Source organism: Xanthomarina sp. F2636L (assembly GCF_026410195.1).
Classification (GTDB): Bacteria; Bacteroidota; Bacteroidia; order Flavobacteriales; family Flavobacteriaceae; genus Xanthomarina.
Genome location: NZ_JAPMLM010000067.1, coordinates 5,001 through 20,406, shown reverse-complemented (window position 1 = coordinate 20,406; position 15,406 = coordinate 5,001). Strand labels below are relative to the sequence as shown.

Genomic DNA, 15,406 nt, shown 5'->3' with positions numbered 1-15,406 from the left:
AATTATTTTCTTTTTATAACCGCTTCAGCGGCTTTTACTATGGCATCACTATTTAATCCGTATTTTTCCATGAGTTGTTCTGGAGTACCTGATTCACCAAATGTGTCTTTTGTAGCAACAAACTCTTGTGGCGTTGGTTTGTTAGTAGCCAAAACTCTAGCTACGCTCTCTCCTAAACCACCAAGATAGTTATGCTCTTCAGCAGTAACAACACAACTCGTTTTTGAAACCGATTTAATAATCGCTTCATCATCTAAAGGTTTTATGGTGTGAATATTTATGACTTCGGCCGAAATCCCTTTTTCATTTAAAACTTTAGCAGCCTCTAAAGCTTCCCAAACTAGATGTCCAGTAGCCACAATGGTAACATCTGTACCATCCACTAAATGAAGCGCTTTTCCTATTTCAAATTTTTGATCTACTGAAGTAAAATTAGCAACTTTTGGTCTTCCAAAACGTAAATAAACTGGACCTTTATGTTCAGCAATTGCTATAGTTGCTGCTTTTGTTTGGTTGTAATCGCAGGTATTGATTACAGTCATACCTGGCAGCATTTTCATTAAGCCAATATCTTCTAAAATTTGATGTGTAGCACCATCTTCTCCTAAGGTTAAACCAGCATGTGAAGCACAAATTTTTACATTCTTATCTGAATAAGCAACACTTTGACGAATTTGATCGTAAACACGACCGGTAGAAAAGTTGGCAAAAGTTCCAGTAAAAGGAATTTTTCCTCCTATAGTCATCCCTGCAGCCAAACCAATCATATTGGCTTCGGCAATTCCAACTTGAAAAAATCGTTCTGGATGATTGGCTTTAAAATCGTCCATTTTTAAAGAACCAATTAAATCGGCACAAAGTGCAACTACATTTTCGTTAGTTTTTCCAAGTTCTGTTAATCCATCTCCAAATCCTGAGCGTGTATCTTTACTTCCTGTGTTTGTATATGTTTTCATAAATCTAAAATCGATATTAATAATAAAGGTTAATAGTCTCCTAGGGTTTCAGGATTTTGAGCTAAGCCATTTGCCAGCTGCTCATCATTAGGGGCTTTTCCATGCCAAGCATGTGTATGCATCATAAAATCAACACCATTTCCCATAACTGTTTTTAATAAAACACAAACAGGTTTTCCTTGTCCAGTTTTAGATTTAGCATCTGCCATCCCTTTTAGAATAGCTTCTATATTATTACCTTCATTAACTTCTACAACCGTCCAGCCAAAAGCTTCAAATTTAGCTTTTACGCTTCCCATTGGTAAAACATCGTCTGTAGCACCATCGATTTGTTGTCCGTTTAAATCGATGGTTGAAATGATATTATCAACGTTATTTCCGGCAGCATACATAATGGCTTCCCAGTTTTGACCTTCTTGTAATTCGCCATCGCCATGTAAGCTATAGACTAAATGAGAATCTTTATTTAGTTTTTTAGTTTGTGCAGCTCCTAAAGCCACAGACATACCTTGCCCTAAAGATCCAGAGGCTATTCTAATTCCAGGTAAATTTTCGTGTGTAGTTGGATGACCTTGTAAACGCGAGTTAATTAAACGAAAGCTGTTTAATTCGTCAACAGGAAAATATCCAGACCTAGCTAAGACACTGTAATAAACTGGAGAAATATGACCATTTGATAAGAAAAATAAGTCTTCACCAATCCCATTCATATCAAAACCTTCGTTTCTATCCATAATCTCTTGGTAAAGACAGACAAAAAATTCTGCGCACCCTAATGAGCCTCCAGGATGTCCTGAATTTACTTTGTGTACCATACGTAAAATATCTCTACGTACTTGTGTTGTTAAATCTTTTAATTGTTGTGTGTTTGGCATGTTTAAATAGTTAATTATGTAGTTGCAAAAATAAAGTTTTAATACGCGTTATCAAAAAGAGATTTGTCGCACTTATTAACCAATTGCATGCACTTGCTAACAATTGATGTAAATGAAGTTGAAATTTTATAGAATAAGCTATTTAACACTTTAGACCACTTTAGTTACATTTCACTTTAAAAAAAGCTTTTAAATTTATTAAATGTTTAAGAATCTATAGATTTATGTTAATTATATTTGCCACCTGATGAAATAAGTACATGATATTCGAATTAAAAGGAAAAGACACACAATCTAGTGCTAGAGCTGGAGTAATTACAACCGATCACGGAAAAATTGAAACGCCTATTTTTATGCCAGTTGGTACTGTGGCTTCGGTAAAAGGAGTTCACCAACGTGAACTTAAAAATGATATAAACCCAGATATTATTTTAGGAAACACCTATCATTTATATTTAAGACCCCAAACTGAAATCCTCGAAAAAGCAGGAGGTTTGCATAAATTCATGAATTGGGATAGAAATATTCTTACAGATTCTGGAGGATACCAAGTATATTCACTTTCTGCAAACAGAAAAATTAAAGAAGAAGGTGTTAAGTTTAAATCGCATATCGATGGAAGTTATCATTTTTTTACTCCTGAAAATGTGATGGAGATTCAACGAACCATTGGAGCTGATATTATTATGGCATTCGATGAATGTACTCCTTATCCTTGCGACTATCATTATGCCAAGCGCTCCATGCATATGACGCATAGATGGTTGGATAGATGTATCAATCATTTAGAGAAAACCCCATTTAAATACAATTATAGTCAAACGTTTTTCCCCATAGTTCAAGGAAGCACGTATAAAGATTTAAGAAAGGAATCTGCTGAATATATTGCAAATGCAGGTGCAGAGGGAAATGCTATTGGTGGTTTATCTGTTGGCGAACCTGCAGAGGAAATGTATGCTATGACAGACGTGGTAACTAGTATTTTACCAGAAGATAAACCTCGTTATTTAATGGGTGTAGGAACTCCAATTAATATTTTGGAAAATATAGCTTTAGGAGTTGATATGTTCGATTGTGTGATGCCTACAAGAAATGCTAGAAATGGGATGCTTTTTACAGCACAAGGCACGATAAACATAAAGAACCTTAAATGGGCAGACGATTTTTCTCCAGTAGACGATATGGGAATTACGTTTGTAGATACAGATTATACCAAAGCCTATTTACGTCATTTGTTTACAGTTAATGAAAGATTAGGAGCTCAAATTGCTACCATACATAATTTAGGTTTTTATATGTGGTTGGTTCGTGAAGCGAGAAAACATATCTTAGCAGGAGATTTTAGAACTTGGAAAGATATGATGGTGAAACAGATGGATAAAAGACTCTAATCAAATTAATTAAGAGTTAATAGAAATTATATACCTTGTTTCATACAGGCCTTAAATATTAAATAGTCAATAACAAAAAGTAATAAATAATAGTTCAAAGACATTGAAAATACTTGATTGGTACATATTAAAACGTTATTTATTTACATTCTTCATCATGTTATTGTTGTTTATTCCTATTGGAATAACAGTACATTTAGCAGAGAAAATTGGTAAAATTCTTGAAAATGAAGTTCCTTTTGGAGAAGTACTTATTTACTTTTTAGATTTCACTATCTACTTCGCACACTTATTATTTCCTTTGTTTTTATTCCTTTCAGTTATTTGGTTTACTTCCAAACTGGCTAATAATACCGAGGTAATTGCTTTTTTAAGTTCAGGAGTATCCTTTTCAAGGTTTTTAAGACCTTATATGATTGGCGCTACAATAGTTGCAATATTGGCATTAGTTCTTGGAATGTATTTGGCTCCAAATGCCAGTAACGGCTTTAACGATTTCAATTACAAATACCTTAAAAATAAAAATGATGCTCTCGATAACCAAAATGTGTATCGACAAATTAACGATCACGATTATATTTATGTGAGTAGTTTTGATGTAAAACAAAAAATAGGTAGGGATTTTACTTTAGAGCATATTGAAGACGATAAAATGTCTTATAAAATAAGTGCAAGTAATATTAAATATAGTGAGAAGGATTCAACCTATAATTTAATAAATTACACAAAAAGACGTATTGGAGAAAGAGATGATATTATTGAAACAACTAGAAGAAAAGACACCATATTTCCGTTTGATTTAGAAGACTTAACCCCAGTAGTTTATATTGCAGAAACTTTGCCTTACGGACAATTAAATAAGTTTATTGAAAAAGAGGAGAAAAGAGGCTCATCTTATATTAATAGATATAAATTGGTAAAATACCGGAAATGGAGTTTGCCTGTTTCAGTCTTTATTTTAACCATTATTGCCGTTGCAGTGTCGTCTATAAAACGTCGTGGAGGTATGGGAGTAAACTTGGCTTTTGGAATTTGTATTGCCATGGTTTTTGTGTTTTTCGATAAGATTTTTGGCGTATTGGCATCACAATCAGATTTTTCTCCTTTAGTTGCGGTTTGGTTTCCTAATATTATTTTTGGGTTTTTAGCAGCTTATCTTCTTTATAATGCAAAACGATAATTTAAAAAATTACCTGCATTTACATCTTCTAGTTTTTATAGCTGGATTTACAGCTGTTTTAGGAGAGTTAATAAGTATCGATGCCGTGCCATTAGTATGGTATAGAATGCTTTTGGCAACTATTTTAATGCTTGCCTATGTTGTTTTTGCTAAGATTAAGATTAAAATTTCTTTAAAATCGGTTGCTAAATTATCCTTTGCCGGTATTGTTATTGCTTTGCATTGGATCACGTTTTTTGAATCGATTAAGGTGTCTAATATTTCCATTACTCTGGCCATGTTTTCTACTGGAGCTTTCTTTGCGTCACTCATAGAACCTATTGTTTATAAACGAAAAATAATTTGGTATGAGATTGTTTTTGGATTCTTAATTATTATTGGTGTTGCTGTTATAACTAATAGTGAGTTTAAATATTTAAACGGAATTGTTTTAGGCATTGTTTCAGCATTTTTATCTTCCACATTTGCTGTTTTAAATGGAAAATATTTAGAAAATCATTCGGCAACCGTTATTTCAGTTTATGAATTTATAAGTGGGGTTTTATTTATTAGTTTATTTATGCTGCTTTTTGGCAATGGTTTTTCAAAAGAATTTTTTGTTTTGAGTACTTCAGATTTTGGCTATCTTTTAATTTTAGCTTCTGTTTGTACAGCATATGCGTTTATTGCTTCTGTGTATGTTATGAGGTTTATTAGCCCTTACACGGTAGTTTTAACCTATAATTTAGAACCTATTTATGGAATTATCTTAGCACTAATTTTTTTTCCTGAAAGTGAAGTGATGAGTGCTTCATTTTATATTGGAGCAGCTATTATAATTAGTGTGGTTATGTTGAATGGGGTTTTAAAAAGTAGAAAGCGAAGGAAAGCTAAAAAAGACTTAAGTCTTTTTAATAAGTAATGTTTTTATCTTAAGATAGATACATTTATTTAAAAGCAATTTATTAAATTTAACCTGTATTTCGTTTTAATTCTAAAATTAAAACAAAATAAAATATGTAATTTTGTGTGCTAATTAAACAAACTATAATATCCAATGGAATATTTAGATTTTGAACTCCCTATAAAAGAACTTGAAGAGCAATTGCAAAAATGCGAAATTATAGGTACAGAAAGTGAAGTGGATGTTTCTGAAACTTGTAAGCAGATTGAAACAAAACTTATAGCTACTAAAAAAGACATTTATAAAAACTTGACTCCTTGGCAACGTGTTCAGATGTCTCGTCACCCAAATAGACCTTATACGTTAGATTATATTAAGGCCTTATGTGGAGACTCTTTTTTGGAGCTTCATGGAGACAGAGGTTTTAAAGACGATAAAGCCATGATTGGTGGTTTAGGTAAAATTGGTGATCAAAGCTTTATGTTTATCGGTCAGCAAAAAGGTTTTAATACTAAAACTAGACAATTCAGAAATTTTGGAATGGCCAATCCTGAAGGCTACAGAAAAGCGTTACGTTTAATGAAATCTGCAGAGAAATTTGGAATTCCTGTCGTTACTTTATTAGACACGCCAGGTGCTTATCCAGGTTTAGAAGCAGAGGAGCGTGGACAAGGTGAAGCTATTGCTAGAAATATTCTTGAAATGACACGTTTAAAAGTGCCTATTATAACCATAGTTATTGGGGAAGGTGCCTCAGGAGGCGCTTTAGGGATTGGAGTAGGAGATAAAGTAATGATGTTAGAGAATACATGGTATTCTGTAATTTCTCCGGAATCTTGTTCTTCCATACTCTGGAGAAGTTGGGAATATAAAGAGCAAGCAGCTAATGCTTTAAAACTTACTGCAAAAGATATGAAAAAGCAGGGTATAGTTGACGAAATTATTAAAGAACCACTTGGGGGAGCACATAGTGATAGAGAAAAAACATTTTTAGCTGTAAAAAATGCTATTCTTAAAACTTTTGATGAGTTAAAAAACTTATCACCAAAAGATTTAGTAAATAATCGCATGGAAAAGTATATGAACATGGGGGTTTTTAAAGGCTAGTACTTTTAAAACCTATAAAACATAAATCTGAAATGTCTTATTTCAGATTTTTTTATGCTTATCAACAATATTTTTAAGTTATTAACAGTTAAATTGTTAACTTATGGTGGACAACCTAGAGAGGTTGACGCATCATTTATCTTTTCAATTTAGCTACTTTCGTAAATATGAAACAACCAAACCAAGTAAAAGGATATCAAGTAGATAAAAGCACGATTATTAATCTGGAGAGAGGGAAAATACCCCCTCAAGCTGTTGATTTAGAAGAGGTTGTGCTTGGAGCTATGATGATTGATAAAAAAGGGGTAGATGAGGTAATCGATATTTTAAGTTCAGATGCCTTCTATAAAGAAGCGCATCAACACATTTTTGAAGCTATTTTTCAATTGTTTGAAAATAGTGAGCCTGTGGACTTATTAACGGTTTCTAGTCAGTTAAAGAAAAATTTAAAGCTAGATTTGGTTGGTGGTGATTTTTACTTGATTTCCTTAACTCAGAAAGTATCATCTTCAGCACATATTGAGTTTCATGCACGTATTATTTTACAAAAATTCATTCAAAGAAGTTTGATAAAAATTTCTAGTGAAATTATCGAAGATTCTTACGATGAAACCCAAGATGTTTTCGATTTGTTAGATCGAGCAGAATCTAAATTATACGAAGTTACACAAGGAAATATTAAAAAATCTAGTGAAACCGCTCAAGAATTAGTTATTCAAGCTAAAAAGAAAATTGAGGAAATTTCCAATAAAGAGGGTTTAAGTGGTATTCCTTCAGGTTTTACAAAATTAGATAAACTAACCTCTGGTTGGCAAGAAAGTGATTTAATAATTGTTGCTGCTCGTCCTGGTATGGGTAAAACGGCATTAACACTTTCTATGGCAAGAAATATTGCTGTTACTCAAAATATTCCAGTGGCTTTTTTCTCCTTAGAGATGGCCTCTGTACAATTAATTATGCGTTTAATTTCTAGTGAAACAGGATTATCTTCTGAAAAACTGAGAACAGGAAAATTAGAAAAACACGAATGGGAACAATTAAATGTAAAAGTAAAGAGCTTGGAAAAAGCACCTTTATTTATTGATGATACGCCTTCACTGTCCATTTTCGATTTAAGAGCAAAAGCTAGACGTTTAGCTTCTCAACATGGAATTAAATTAATTGTTGTGGATTATTTACAATTAATGACAGCAGGTGGAAGCCAGAAAGGTGGTGGAAATAGAGAGCAGGAGATATCTACTATTTCTCGAAACCTAAAAGCTTTGGCTAAAGAATTAAGCATCCCAGTAATTGCCTTATCTCAATTATCCCGTGCTGTTGAAACTCGTGGAGGAAGTAAAAGACCTTTACTTTCCGACCTTCGTGAATCTGGAGCAATCGAGCAGGATGCAGATATTGTATCGTTTATTTACAGACCGGAATATTATAAAATTGATGAATGGGACGATGAAGAAAGATCACCAACTGAAGGTCAAGCTGAATTTATTATTGCAAAACACCGTAATGGAGGATTGGATAATATTCGACTGAAGTTCGTTGGACATTTAGGTAAATTTGATAATCTGGATGATTTTGATACACCTTTTGGACAAGAATTTCATTCTAAAATGAATGAAGCAGCAAATGATAATACATTTTCTCCAGAAAAATTCCCATCAGCAAATGATGCTTTTGATGTTCCAGAGGAAGATAACGATGTACCTTTTTAAACAACCCAAGTCTATTTTAGAGTCTAAATCTTATGGATAAATTAAGAACCACAAACATATTATTACTAGTTATAATTATTCCGTTAGTTTTTTATTTACTAAAAATCCTTTCTTTTATATTTATTCCATTAGTATTTTCCATGTTTATTGCATTGTTGTTTTTACCAATCATGCGTTGGTTAGGTAAAAAGAATATTCCAAAACTCGTTAGTATTTTTATTGTTGTTTTATTAATTGCTGGTGGAGTGAAAATTGGTGTTGAATTAATTCAGATTTCAAGTCGTGAAATTTTAAATTCTGATACCGAATTCTTTACTAAAGCAGAAGAAAAAATACAAAACTTATTCTTGATAGCTCAGGAGACTTTTGGATTTAAAATGGATGAAAAAGAAGGTGTTTTTAACCAGTTTATAGCCAAAGATAATATTGGGAATACTATTAATTTTATTCAGCGAACTCTTACTATGACACTTATGACAATCTTTTTTGTAGTGTTATGGCTAGCTGAATCAATTAATATCCAAAAAGTATTACATAGTACCATTTTAAAACAACGTCATACCTCTCTTAAAACATTTTTAAAAATAGAAAAGGATTTAATAAAATTTATTAAAGTTAAGTTTTTCGTTAGCTTAGCTACAGGAATAGGGACAGGATTAGCATGTTTATTTTTTGATGTGAGTTTTCCAATTTTTTGGGGGCTTTTTGCCTTTATTATTAATTTTGTTCAAATGGTTGGCTCGGTCATCACAGTAGTTATGTTGTCTTTATTTGCTTTTATAGAACTAGACCCATCAAGTACTTTAGCCTTTTTTATAGTTTCAATAACTGGAGTTCAAGTATTATTTGGTTCTATCTTGGAACCTATTTTTATGGGAAAATCTTTCTCTTTAAATGTGATTACCGTATTAGTTATGCTCATGTTTTGGGGTTTTCTTTGGGGAGTTCCAGGTTTAATTATGGCCATACCAATTACAGTGTTTATTAAGATTATTTTAGATCAATTTCCTGATACTAAAGTCTTGTCCGATATTCTCTCCGGAGACAGTAAATAGCAGCTGATGGTTAAATTTTATTTAAAAGATATTTAGAGCAGAAAATTTTGAGTATATTTCAACTGTGAAAAACTTAACTCTCTTATTTGTTCTATTATTCTCGGTAAATACTTTTGCCTCTTACATCCTTATTCCTATGGATGCCGAAGGTCAGAAAAATCATTTAAAAGCATACGGAATTACCTATTGGACTCTAGAAAAACAACTAAAAGTAAAGTGGTTGTTAAATTATAGAGGAGGTTCTTTTTTATTGCCAGATTCAGAAGAAATTCAACGTGAATGTCAGATTAGAGGCGTTTCATTTGAAATCGTATCAAATACGAAAGCAGAGTCTATTTTGGAAGACATTAGCAGTCCCAGTAAAAATATGGAAGCTGTTGTATTAGAAAAAGCGCCAAAAATTGCCGTTTATTCTCCAAAAGGAAAACTCCCTTGGGATGATGCTGTAACTATGGTCCTCACTTATGCCGAAATCCCTTATGAAACTGTTTACGATGAAGAAGTATTAAACGACGCTTTATTGTTATATGATTGGTTGCATCTTCATCATGAAGATTTTACAGGACAATATGGAAAGTTTTATGCCAACTACAGAACGGCAGCTTGGTATATTGAAGAGAAAAAAGCAGCTGAAGCTTTAGCAACAAAATTAGGATATGCAAAAGTGTCAGAAGAAAAATTAGCAGTCTCTTTAAAAATTAGAGATTATGTTGTTGGTGGAGGTTTTATGTTTGCTATGTGTAGTGCAACAGATAGTTTTGATATTGCGCTTTCTGCTGAAGGTGTCGATATTTGTGAACCCATGTTCGATGGAGATGCTAGCGATGCCAATTATCAGTCTAAAATTAACTACAATAAAACCTTTGCTTTTAAAGATTTCATTTTAGAAAGAAACCCATTAGTTTATGAGTTTTCTTCAATAGACATGACTCAGAAAAGACAGATTCCAAAAATAACAGATTACTTTACATTAATGGATTTTTCTGCTAAATGGGATCCTATTCCAACCATGTTGTGCCAAAATCATACAGCTTTGGTAAAAGGATTCATGGGACAAACAACATCGTTTACAAGAGAAGAAATAAAATCGAATGTGTTGGTCTTGGGAGAGAATAAAACCAATGGTGAAGCTAAATACATTCATGGAATAAAAGGAAAAGGCTTTTTTACTTTTTATGGAGGTCATGACCCAGAGGATTATACGCATAAAGTTGGAGACCCAAAAACCGAATTGGATTTGTATCCAACTTCACCAGGCTACCGATTAATTCTAAATAATGTGCTGTTCCCTGCTGCTAGGAAAAAGAAACAGAAAACCTAATATGGATTACTAATCAAACAAATTTACTATTTCCTTTTCTATAAGTTTAATAGGTTTAATTTTTTAGTAATAAATACAATTTTGTTTTTAAAAACAAATCAATCTAAAGTAAGGTTTCAAAACTGTTTTCGGCATATTTGATTGCGTTTTTAATAATAGAAATAGTTGTCATATTATAGGGGTTTAAATCCGAATTCGAATTTGTTTATTTCCCATTTTTATTTTGTTTTTCAGTTTGACTTTTATTAAAATATTTTTAATAATAAGTTGATTAAAAGAGCCACAATAGTAATATTAACTCTTTAATTATTAGTTTTAAGTTGGATTTAGTATTCTATCGTTCAATTATTTTGGGACTTTAAATTTTATGAAGTTTGTATTTTGTTCTTCTATTTTGGTGATGTTTGCTTTATTATTCATCTTCTAAAATTTTAAAAAGGAACATAAATATTCCAATTTTCACCTCTTGTAATATGGAATTGGTTTTGTGGGAAGATCCGTTTGCAGGTATTTGGATTTTAAATCCTATCTTTTACATTAACTCCCAATAGATGATATTTAGTAAATACAAATTCTTTTCAAAAAAAGTAAAACATCACTTTAAGTTAAATTTCGTTTAGTCTTAATCCAAAAAAAAGCCAACTCATTTGAGTTGGCTTTTTTATAAGTGAAATATGTTATACAATAGGCGAAACGCCTTATTTAATTTTCTCTACTATTACTTTAAAAGCATCTGGGTGATTCATAGCTAAATCTGCTAAAACCTTACGGTTTAATTCAATATCATTAGCTTTTAATTTCCCCATAAATTGAGAGTAAGATAAACCATGTTCTCTGGCTCCAGCGTTAATACGCGTAATCCATAAAGCACGGAAGTTTCTTTTTTTAACTCTACGGTCTCTATACGAATATTGCATCGCTTTATCAACCGCATTTTTTGCTACTGTCCAAACGTTTTTACGACGTCCGAAGTAACCTTTTGCTTGTTTAAGCACCTTTTTTCTTCTGGCTCTTTTGGCTACAGAATTTACTGATCTTGGCATAATTTTAATTGTTTTTGTAGTAGGCGATTCTTTAATTCTGAATTATAAATTCTGAATTCTGAATTCTTTTTAAGGCCTAACTCCAGGGTTTATAAATAAATAATTAACCGAACTTTATTACTTTAATCGTAACTGTTCCTTAATACTGTTAACATCATTTTCATGTACTAATGTACTATGTGTTAATGCTAACTTACGCTTTTTTGACTTCTTTGTTAAGATATGACTTTTAAAAGCGTGCTTTCTTTTAATCTTACCAGTACCTGTAACTTTAAATCGTTTTTTGGCACTAGATTTGGTTTTCATTTTAGGCATCTTGTTCTCCTAGTTTTGTTTATTTCACTTATTATTTTCAACCTGTAAATCAGGATTTATTTTGATTTCTTTGGAGCAATAAACATAGTCATACGTTTACCTTCCAATTTAGGCATTTGTTCTACTTTACCTAATTCTTCTAAATCTTGAGCTAATCTTAATAGTAAGATTTGTCCTTGTTCTTTAAAAACAATCGATCGTCCTTTAAAGAATACAAAAGCTTTTAATTTAGCGCCTTCTTTTAAAAATTTCTCTGCGTGTTTCTTTTTAAACTCGTAATCATGGTCATCAGTTTGGGGTCCAAATCTAATTTCCTTAACAACTACTTTACTTGCTTTAGATTTTAAAGCTTTCTCACGTTTCTTTTGTTCGTAAAGAAACTTCTTATAATCCATAACCTTGCAAACAGGAGGATCTGCTTTTGGTGATATTTCTACTAAATCTAAACCTTGTTCGTCTGCTATGGCAAGTGCTTCTTTTGTTGGATATATCCCAACTTCGATGTTATCACCTACTAAGCGCACTTTTTCTGATCTAATTTTAGAATTAATTCTGTGCTGATCTTCTTGACTAACTCGTCTAGAGACTTGTTTTCTTCTACGTATTGCTATGGCCTTATAATTTTAGTTAAACTTATTTTTAAAATGTTTTTAAAGACTTTTTAGTTTCTTCATTAATAATGTTAGTTAAACCTTCAACAGTAATCATGCCAAGGTCTTCACCACCATGTTGACGAACAGAAATCTTGTTTTCTTGTTCCTCATTTTCACCAACTATAACCATATATGGGATTTTTCTCATTTCGGCTTCCCGAATTTTCTTCCCCATGGTTTCGTTTCTATTATCAATTAGAGCGCGAATTTCGTTATTTTCTAACACATTTAAAACTTTTTTCGCGTATTTCTCGTATTTCTCACTAATAGATAGTACAATAACTTGATCAGGCATCAACCAAAGTGGGAAATTTCCTCCAGTATGCTCAAGTAAAATGGCAATAAATCGTTCCATACTTCCAAATGGAGCTCGATGAATCATAACCGGTCTATGTAATTCGTTGTCACTTCCTTTATACGTCAACTCAAAACGCTCTGGTAGATTGTAATCAACTTGAATGGTGCCTAGTTGCCACTGTCTTCCAAGAGCATCTTTTACCATAAAGTCTAATTTTGGACCATAAAAAGCAGCTTCGCCAGTTTCTATTACATAGTCCAATCCTTTATCATTAGCAGCATTTATAATTGCTTGTTCTGCTTTTTCCCAGTTTTCAACGCTTCCTATGTATTTTTCTGGAGTTTCAGGATCTCTTAAGGAAACTTGTGCAGTAAAATTTTCAAAACCTAAGGATCCAAAAACATATAGCACCAAATCGATAACATCCTTAAATTCTTTATCCAATTGGTCTGGAGTACAGAAAATATGTGCATCATCTTGAGTAAAGCCTCTAACACGAGTTAAACCATGTAGTTCGCCACTTTGTTCATATCTATAAACCGTACCAAATTCTGCAAATCGCTTTGGTAAATCTTTATAAGACCATTGACTACTATTATATATCTCACAATGATGAGGACAGTTCATTGGTTTTAATAAAAACTCCTCACCTTCCTTAGGAGTTTTTATTGGCTGAAAACTATCTTCTCCATATTTGGCGTAATGCCCTGAAGTGACATACAATTCTTTCTGTCCGATATGTGGTGTTACAACCATCTCGTACCCCGCTTTCTTTTGAGCTTTCTTTAAAAAGTTCTCTAAGCGATCACGCAATGCGGCTCCTTTAGGTAGCCATAAAGGTAGTCCTTGACCTACTTTTTGTGAAAAAGTAAATAACTCTAATTCTTTTCCTAATTTTCTATGGTCTCTTTTCTTAGCTTCTTCAAGCAATTCTAAATATTCAGTTAACTCTTTTTGTTTTGGAAAAGAAATTCCATAAACACGTGTAAGTTGTTTATTGTTTTCGTCTCCTTTCCAGTAAGCTCCTGCAACACTTAGTATTTTTACAGCTTTCACAATTCCTGTATTAGGAATATGGCCTCCACGACATAAGTCTGTAAATGTGTCATGATCACAAAACGTAATAGTACCATCTTCCAGGTTTCCTATTAAATCAAGTTTGTAATTGTTTTTATCCTTATAATAAGATAATGCTTCTAATTTTGAAACTTCACGCATACTGAATTCGTGCTTGCCACGAGCTATTTCTAACATTTTATCCTCAATACGTTTAAAGTCTTTATCAGAAATAGTGTCTTCGCCTAAATCGATGTCATAATAAAACCCATTTTCAATTGCCGGACCCACCCATAGTTTAGCGTTTGGATATAGATTTTCTATAGCTTGTGCCAAAATATGCGCAGACGAATGCCAAAATGCTTTTTTACCATCATCATCATTCCATGTATATAAGACTAAAGAACCATCGGTGGTTATTGGAGTAGAGGTTTCTATAACTGTATCGTTAAATTTTGCTGAAATAACATTTCTAGCAAACCCTTCACTTATGCTTTTAGCAACCTCCATTGCAGTCGTATTTTCTTCAAACGACTTAATACTACCGTCAGGCAATGTAATCTTTATCATTATATATATATTAAAATAAGGCTACAAAGATAATAGTATAATAATTTACACACAATATTCCATCAATAATTATCTTATATTATAAGACCTTATTATATATCAATTATAAATGAAGTTATATTGCTGTTTTATTAATGAGTTTTAGTTTGAATTTTTATTTTAACAAGTTGTTTTAAAAAAAAATACAGTGTAATTAATTGGTAATAAGACCGGAGAGGGCACCTGCTTAATATTCTTCAAAAATACTTTCAAAAAAGTTTGTTAATGGTAAAAAATGGGTTGTATATTTGCACTCGCTAAAAACGGGATATAGTTAATGGCGTTGTTCATATAATTTTGGGAATAGAATGGATTTAAAAGGCCGTTAAAAATATTTTAAAAAAAGTTTTGTATTAACAAAAAAGGTTTTATATTTGCAGCCGCTAAAAACGGGAACGTTTATAGGGAAGAAAATAAGTTCATTTAAATGGTGTTTTTTTATTGAGATTTAGGAGTTAAAAAAACTTTTAATTTTTTTTCAAAAAAACATTGTGGGAATAAAAAAAGGGTTTTATATTTGCACCCGCTTAGGAGATAAACGCCCTGAGAAATTAAAGAAATAAGTTCATAAACATATTGAATTGACAGCGTAAGAAAGAGATTGGAAACGATCTTTTTTAAACAAGAGAATAAACCATTTTGAGTACCTAATTAAAACTATTTCGATTAGTTGTTAAATAATATTTAAGAATTAACGATGAAGAGTTTGATCCTGGCTCAGGATGAACGCTAGCGGCAGGCTTAACACATGCAAGTCGAGGGGTAACAGAGGTGCTTGCACTTGCTGACGACCGGCGCACGGGTGAGTAACGCGTATGGAATCTACCTTTTACATTGGGATAGCCCAGAGAAATTTGGATTAATACCTTATAGTATGTAGAGACGGCATCGTTTTTATATTAAAGATTTATCGGTAAGAGATGACCATGCGTTCTATTAGCTTGATGGTAAGGTA

At 32.3% G+C, this 15,406-nt stretch carries 13 protein-coding genes and 1 rRNA gene (1 of these 14 running past the window's edge); 8 read left to right on the top strand and 6 right to left on the bottom strand.

The window, feature by feature from the left end:
• Positions 1-2: 2 nt before the first annotated feature.
• Positions 3-956 (bottom strand): transketolase family protein, encoded by a 954-nt coding sequence (locus tag OS191_RS07270; protein WP_267155050.1) that lies wholly within the window; start codon positions 954-956, stop codon positions 3-5.
• A 29-nt stretch (positions 957-985) separates the two neighbouring features.
• Positions 986-1,831 carry a transketolase gene (locus OS191_RS07265; protein ID WP_267155049.1) on the bottom strand — a complete coding sequence of 282 codons (846 nt, stop codon included), beginning with the start codon at positions 1,829-1,831 and terminating at the stop codon, positions 986-988.
• Between the two features lie 260 nt (positions 1,832-2,091).
• Here OS191_RS07265 and tgt point away from each other — a divergent pair, with 260 nt between their 5' ends.
• From tgt to OS191_RS07230, 7 genes are all read left to right on the top strand, one after another.
• A complete protein-coding gene (gene tgt, locus OS191_RS07260; protein ID WP_267155048.1) occupies positions 2,092-3,222 on the top strand; it encodes a tRNA guanosine(34) transglycosylase Tgt in 1,131 nt (376 codons plus the stop codon).
• Positions 3,223-3,325: 103 nt separating this feature from the next.
• Positions 3,326-4,402: an LptF/LptG family permease gene (locus tag OS191_RS07255; RefSeq protein ID WP_267155047.1), complete on the top strand. Its 1,077-nt coding sequence runs from the start codon at positions 3,326-3,328 to the stop codon at positions 4,400-4,402.
• A complete protein-coding gene (locus OS191_RS07250) occupies positions 4,389-5,303 on the top strand; it encodes a DMT family transporter (protein WP_267155046.1) in 915 nt (304 codons plus the stop codon). Before OS191_RS07255 ends, OS191_RS07250 begins: the two co-directional genes overlap by 14 nt.
• 135 nt (positions 5,304-5,438) lie before the next feature.
• Positions 5,439-6,392, top strand: a complete 954-nt coding sequence (locus tag OS191_RS07245; RefSeq protein ID WP_267155045.1) for an acetyl-CoA carboxylase carboxyltransferase subunit alpha — start codon at positions 5,439-5,441, stop codon at positions 6,390-6,392.
• Between the two features lie 167 nt (positions 6,393-6,559).
• A complete protein-coding gene (dnaB, locus tag OS191_RS07240) occupies positions 6,560-8,101 on the top strand; it encodes a replicative DNA helicase (RefSeq protein ID WP_267155044.1) in 1,542 nt (513 codons plus the stop codon).
• Between the two features lie 32 nt (positions 8,102-8,133).
• On the top strand, positions 8,134-9,156 hold the full coding sequence (locus OS191_RS07235; RefSeq protein WP_267155043.1) for an AI-2E family transporter: 1,023 nt from the start codon (positions 8,134-8,136) through the stop codon (positions 9,154-9,156).
• Positions 9,157-9,292: 136 nt separating this feature from the next.
• Positions 9,293-10,477, top strand: coding sequence for an asparagine synthetase B (locus OS191_RS07230; RefSeq protein WP_267155069.1), 1,185 nt, complete (start codon positions 9,293-9,295; stop codon positions 10,475-10,477).
• Positions 10,478-11,175: 698 nt separating this feature from the next.
• On the opposite strand, the gene rplT is transcribed toward OS191_RS07230, so the two are convergent.
• The 4 genes from rplT to thrS all read right to left on the bottom strand — a co-directional run bounded on the left by rplT (position 11,176) and on the right by thrS (position 14,412).
• Positions 11,176-11,520 carry a 50S ribosomal protein L20 gene (rplT, locus tag OS191_RS07225; protein ID WP_267155042.1) on the bottom strand — a complete coding sequence of 115 codons (345 nt, stop codon included), beginning with the start codon at positions 11,518-11,520 and terminating at the stop codon, positions 11,176-11,178.
• 117 nt (positions 11,521-11,637) lie between these two features.
• Positions 11,638-11,835, bottom strand: coding sequence for a 50S ribosomal protein L35 (gene rpmI, locus OS191_RS07220; RefSeq protein ID WP_267155041.1), 198 nt, complete (start codon positions 11,833-11,835; stop codon positions 11,638-11,640).
• Between the two features lie 56 nt (positions 11,836-11,891).
• Entirely contained in the window at positions 11,892-12,446 is a 555-nt protein-coding gene (infC, locus tag OS191_RS07215; protein WP_267155068.1) for a translation initiation factor IF-3, read from the bottom strand.
• 28 nt (positions 12,447-12,474) lie between these two features.
• Entirely contained in the window at positions 12,475-14,412 is a 1,938-nt protein-coding gene (thrS, locus tag OS191_RS07210) for a threonine--tRNA ligase (protein WP_267155040.1), read from the bottom strand.
• 733 nt (positions 14,413-15,145) lie between these two features.
• Between thrS and OS191_RS07205 the strand changes: the two genes are divergently transcribed.
• Positions 15,146-15,406, top strand: a 16S ribosomal RNA gene (locus OS191_RS07205) (it continues 1,259 nt past the right edge of the window).

Excerpts from the sequence above, each read along its gene's own strand:
- OS191_RS07270 (WP_267155050.1), bottom strand. The coding sequence starts at position 956 with ATGAAAACATATACAAACACAGGAAGTAAAGATACACGCTCAGGATTT.
- OS191_RS07265 (WP_267155049.1), bottom strand. The coding sequence starts at position 1,831 with ATGCCAAACACACAACAATTAAAAGATTTAACAACACAAGTACGTAGA.
- tgt (WP_267155048.1), top strand. The coding sequence starts at position 2,092 with ATGATATTCGAATTAAAAGGAAAAGACACACAATCTAGTGCTAGAGCT.
- OS191_RS07250 (WP_267155046.1), top strand. The coding sequence starts at position 4,389 with ATGCAAAACGATAATTTAAAAAATTACCTGCATTTACATCTTCTAGTT.
- OS191_RS07245 (WP_267155045.1), top strand. The coding sequence starts at position 5,439 with ATGGAATATTTAGATTTTGAACTCCCTATAAAAGAACTTGAAGAGCAA.
- dnaB (WP_267155044.1), top strand. The coding sequence starts at position 6,560 with ATGAAACAACCAAACCAAGTAAAAGGATATCAAGTAGATAAAAGCACG.
- OS191_RS07235 (WP_267155043.1), top strand. The coding sequence starts at position 8,134 with ATGGATAAATTAAGAACCACAAACATATTATTACTAGTTATAATTATT.
- OS191_RS07230 (WP_267155069.1), top strand. The coding sequence starts at position 9,293 with ATGGATGCCGAAGGTCAGAAAAATCATTTAAAAGCATACGGAATTACC.
- rplT (WP_267155042.1), bottom strand. The coding sequence starts at position 11,520 with ATGCCAAGATCAGTAAATTCTGTAGCCAAAAGAGCCAGAAGAAAAAAG.
- rpmI (WP_267155041.1), bottom strand. The coding sequence starts at position 11,835 with ATGCCTAAAATGAAAACCAAATCTAGTGCCAAAAAACGATTTAAAGTT.
- thrS (WP_267155040.1), bottom strand. The coding sequence starts at position 14,412 with ATGATAAAGATTACATTGCCTGACGGTAGTATTAAGTCGTTTGAAGAA.